Source organism: Frankia sp. CeCAU1 (genome assembly GCF_977971845.1).
In genome coordinates this window covers 1-4403 of record NZ_CDWWXA010000229.1, presented here as the reverse complement: position 1 = coordinate 4403, position 4403 = coordinate 1, and the positions used below count along the sequence as shown (strand labels likewise).

The 4403-nt window shown below is 70.5% G+C and carries 4 protein-coding genes; 1 reads left to right on the top strand and 3 read right to left on the bottom strand.

Annotated features, from left to right (window positions below; translation table 11 throughout):
- The 3 genes from AC08OO_RS22685 to AC08OO_RS22675 all read right to left on the bottom strand — a co-directional run.
- On the bottom strand, nt 1–2422 hold a 2422-nt coding region (locus AC08OO_RS22685), incomplete at its 3' end, for an nSTAND1 domain-containing NTPase (protein ID WP_476619055.1).
- Entirely contained in the window at nt 2415–3017 is a 603-nt protein-coding gene (locus tag AC08OO_RS22680; RefSeq protein ID WP_476611653.1) for a hypothetical protein, read from the bottom strand. The genes AC08OO_RS22680 and AC08OO_RS22685, both read right to left, overlap by 8 nt.
- Complete coding sequence (locus AC08OO_RS22675; RefSeq protein ID WP_476611652.1) at nt 3017–3979, bottom strand: LGFP repeat-containing protein; 963 nt, start codon at nt 3977–3979, stop codon at nt 3017–3019. The genes AC08OO_RS22680 and AC08OO_RS22675 overlap by 1 nt, the downstream gene beginning before the upstream one ends.
- Nucleotides 3980–4222: 243 nt before the next feature.
- Here AC08OO_RS22675 and AC08OO_RS22670 point away from each other — a divergent pair.
- Nucleotides 4223–4403: helix-turn-helix domain-containing protein (locus tag AC08OO_RS22670; RefSeq protein WP_476619054.1), on the top strand; the 181-nt coding region annotated here is incomplete at its 3' end.

Here is a 4403-nt window from a genome sequence, read left to right as displayed (position 1 = left end):
CCGCCAGTACCGCGCCGCCCGCACCGAACGCGACGGCCCACACCGCACCCCGCCCGGCACGCAGCGGCGGTCCGAGTGCACGCCGGCTGGCGACGTCCCAGACCTGTGTCGTGCCGTCGAGGCTGCCCGAGGCGAGCATCCGGCCGTCCGGACTGAACACCAACGCCTGGATCGCACCCCGCTGGCCACTGGCCGTGGCACCCCCGGTGCGGTGGCGGCCGCCGTCCCACCAGGTCACCGTGCCGTCCTCGGTGCCGGTCACGACCGTCTTCCCGTCGGGGCTGACCGCGACCGCGCGGACCGACTCGCCGACGCCGGTGGGATCGACCGCAGGTGCGACGTCCGCGGCGAGAACGCTGACCAAGCGTGGGTCACTGTTCTGCAGAACAGACAGCAGCGCGCTGCGGGCCTGCGTCGTGTCGTCGACCCGGTAGGCCTGGGCGGCGAGCAGGAGCGCTCGGGACAGCTGGCTGGGCTGGGCCGCGACCGCCTGCGCCGCGAGCTGGCGCGACAGCGCGGCACGGCTCTGGGCCGCGGCGCGGTCGGCGAGCCTGCCGGCCCGCACCGACTGCGCGATCGCCAGCCCCGACGCGACGAGCGTCAGTGCCAGGAAGGCGGCAAGCCCCCGCGCGAGCAGCCCGAGCCGCCGGTTGGTCCGCCGCACCTGCGCGATCTCCCGTGCCTCGTGCGCATGACCCGCGTGGAGGAAGTCCCGCTCAAGCTGGTTGAGTTCCGTGCTGTTGGCAGTGGCCCAGTCCATCGCGGCGGCGAGCCTGGCTCCCCGATACAGGCCGCTGTCATCTCGTCCACCGCTGGACCACTGCTCGGCGTCATGGGCCAGGGTTCGAGTGAAGAGCAGGTCCTGGCGGGCCGTGTCGATCCACTGGCGCAACGTTGGCCAGCCGGCGATGAGCGCCTCGTGCGCGAGGTCGACGCGCTGGTCGCCTCCGCTGTCATCACTGCTCGGGATCAGCAGCCGCGTGTCGAGCAGCCGGCCGAGGACGGTGTCGAACAATGCCTCGTCCTCGTCGACAGCCCGCAACCTGGACACCGGCTGCTGGCGACGTGTGTCACCACGGCCGTCGCCCGGCTGAACCAGACGCAGCAGAACGCGGCGGGCGACCGCACGCTGCGCCGGCGTCAGCCGGGCGAACAGCCCGTCCGCGCGGATAGCGAGCACGGCGCTGAGGCCACCGCGCCCGTCGGAGCCGAGCTGCTCGTAGGCGGTGAGCGTGAGCAGCCGACGGGCCCGCTCCTCCCACAACGTCGCCATCGTCTCCTGCACCAGCGGCAGCGACCCGGGCTCCTCCGCCGCGTCGGCGATGAGTCGCTCGACGAGGCCCCGGTCCACGTGGACGCCGACATCGGCGGCGGGCCGAACGATCGCCTCGCGCAGCTGCACCCCGCGCAGCGGCGCGATCTCGACTCGTTCACCCAGATTGAGCGGCCACAGCGGGCTCTCCATCAGCTCTGGGTAGAAGTCCGCCCGCATGGTCGCGACCACCCGGCAGGACTCGACGGCGCGCAACTCGACCAGCGTGGTCAGGAAGGCCTCCCGGGAGTCCGCCGGCGCCTGAGTGAAGATCTCCTCCAACTGGTCGACGACGAGCAGCAGCCGGCCCTCCGACACCGTCTGGCCGGCCAGCAGACCGTCGACCGCAGCCGCGACCGGCACCGACAGCTCGATGCCCGACCTGGGCGGCCTGACGTCCAGCGCGCCCGCAAGGGCCGCCATCGGTGTCACGCCCGGACGCAGCGTCCGCACCAGCCACCGGTCCGGGCCGGCGCCCAGCCGGGGCACCAGACCTGCCAGCACCAGCGATGACTTGCCCGAGCCCGACGGACCGATCACGAGAGTGAAAGGCTGTGCCCGCACCCTCCTGCGCAGGTCGGAGATCTCGCGATCACGACCGTGGAAGAACCGGGTGTGCGTCCGGTCGAACGGCACCAGACCCGGGTAGGGGCAGCGGATCTCCTCGCCAACTGGTGGCGGTTGGGCGAGGAGGACACGCAGCCGGGCGGCCTGCGCCTCCCAGCGGCGGCGATCAGTGAAATCGAGCCGAACCCGGAAGCCGACACGCGGCGGGATGTCGCAGGGCTCCCTCAGCACCGGGACGACCTTCGCGGTGGCGGTGGCGCCGCCCGCGAAGGTGCCACCGGCGGTGACGTCCTGGTAGGAGGCCAGCAGTTCCCCGAAGGCAGCCCACCTGTCGGTCAGGTAGGCCGGCGTCAGCACCACCACGGTGGCGCGGCTGCCGAGAACCGCCTGCTCGAACGCGGCGACGATCGGCTCGCCCGGCGGGAAGCCGTCGGCGGTGATCACCTGGTCGGGGCGCAGCCCGAGGGCGGGCGTGAGATAGCCGGCGACCCACTCGCGGTCGGCCTCCGCGTAGCTGAGAAAGACCCGGTCCTCCTCAGCCATGCTGAGGTGTCGACGACGTCCCCGGCTCCCCGCGCCCGTTGGAACCCGGCGTTGGCGTCTGCTCCGGGCTGGGGGTGTCCTCCGGGCTGGGGGTGTCGTCGGGCCCGAAGCGGGCACGCGCGGTGGTGTCGCCGATGAACGTGATGGTGCATTCACGCTCTTGCGAACCCGTGCAGGTGTCCTGGCCGCGCCCTGGGCCGGTGACCTCCCACCGGACGAAAGACTCTATGGGATCCGCCGCGAGCGTGATCCGCTGCCCGGCGCGCACCGGGTAGGTGCACGTCGGAGGACAATGAGCCGTCCCCACCGTGACCACGCCGTCGTCATCGACGACGACCGACAGGTGATAGGTCGTGGATCCACCCCTCGAGCCGGTGTGGCGGGTGGCTCCAGGGACCGAGCCGGACGCCGGATCGGTGGTGGTACTGACAGCCGGACCGGGATCGGGAATCAGTTCGTGGTCGTCATGCGACGAACCACACGCTCCCAGCGTGACCAACGTCGCCACGCTCAGGATCATCGCCAGGCGCGGGCGCGTCCGGCGCGGCGCCGACATACGGGCCGACCCGGCGGGCGCGGTCTCCCCCGGCGTCATCAGCGGACCTCCACGTCGTGGCCGTTCCAGAACAGTGATCCCGACTGGAATCGCTGCAGCCGCCCGCCCTGGTAGTCCTCCTCAGCCCCGACCGGGTAGCCCAGTCGGCTCCGTTCCCATCCGAGGCTGGCCCACTTCGCCCGAATGGCGCCGTAGATCTCGTGCGCGTCGGTCGCCACCGTCCAGTAGATCGACGCGTCGTAGACATGCCCGTCGGCGGCGAACTTCCGGAAGTGGTTGTAGCGCCCTCGCCCATCCGGGGTCGGCAGTTCGTCGGTGATCGGATAACCGAACTGCTCACGTCCCAGCTGCTCCCAGCGGGTACCGATTCGGCCCCAGACCGCGTGCGCTCCTACATTGGGATCGGGATGCCAGTAGATGATCCCCCGCTCGAACGTCACGTAGCGGCCGACCCCGTCCGGCACGCCCTCCTCGTTGCTGACCGGAAAGCCGAGCGGGCCGTCCGAGTACCTCAGCCCGGCCCACCTCTCCAGAATCCCGCCGTACACCGCGTGCCCGTGCATGTCGACCGGGCGGAGTTCGTATTTCAGGTGGGCGGAGTTTCCCGCGCCGACCACGCAGCCCGCATGGAAGGCAAATCTCTGCTCACCCTCAAGCGTCGCACTGCCGGTGTTGCTGCCGGTGAACGGATTGTCCCAGCTGATCCGGAGCGTGGTCGGAAGATCGCCGACCCGGTAGATCACCGTACCCTCGGTACCGGTCATGACGCTGCCGGACTTGCTCTGCGAGCCGAAGACATCGGTGGTCCTCGCCGGAATCTCCAGGCTCGGCGGTTCGGCGAATCCACCGTGGCTGTGCGAATCGCCAGCCACCCGTAGCACCTGATCTGTGCTGTTGGTCACCTCTAGCAGGCAGGTCCTTGAGGTGTTCAGCTTCCCCCAGATCTCTGCGACCGCCTTCGCGGCCTCCGCCGTTGCCGTGGTCACTGCCAGGATTCCCACCCGCGTCTCCTCACCGGTACTCGGGCCTGCGGCGGTCCGATGCCGTCCCGCCTGAGCCTAGCCAGTCGAGGTGACCGAGAAAATCTCCTGGTCCACCCAGTGGACCGGTTCCTTCGAGGCGTTACGCTTCCGTACGAGCTTCCGCGCTCGCGGCTTATCGGAAAGGCCCGCGCGGCGGGGTCAAACGGTCGTAGCGACACCCCGATAGGATGATCGTGACGGCGTCGAGCGGCTGGATGGTGGATGGGCCGGCGGGAGCAGTTGACAGTCGAGGATCGGGAGCTGATTTCCCGGGAGCTGAGCAGGAACCGGTCGGCGCGCTTCATCGCGAAGGCTCTCGGCCGGCATCATTCGACGATCTCGCGGGAGATCGAGCGTAACGGCGGCGAGAGCGCCTACCGGGCGGTGGACGCGCAGGCGCGGT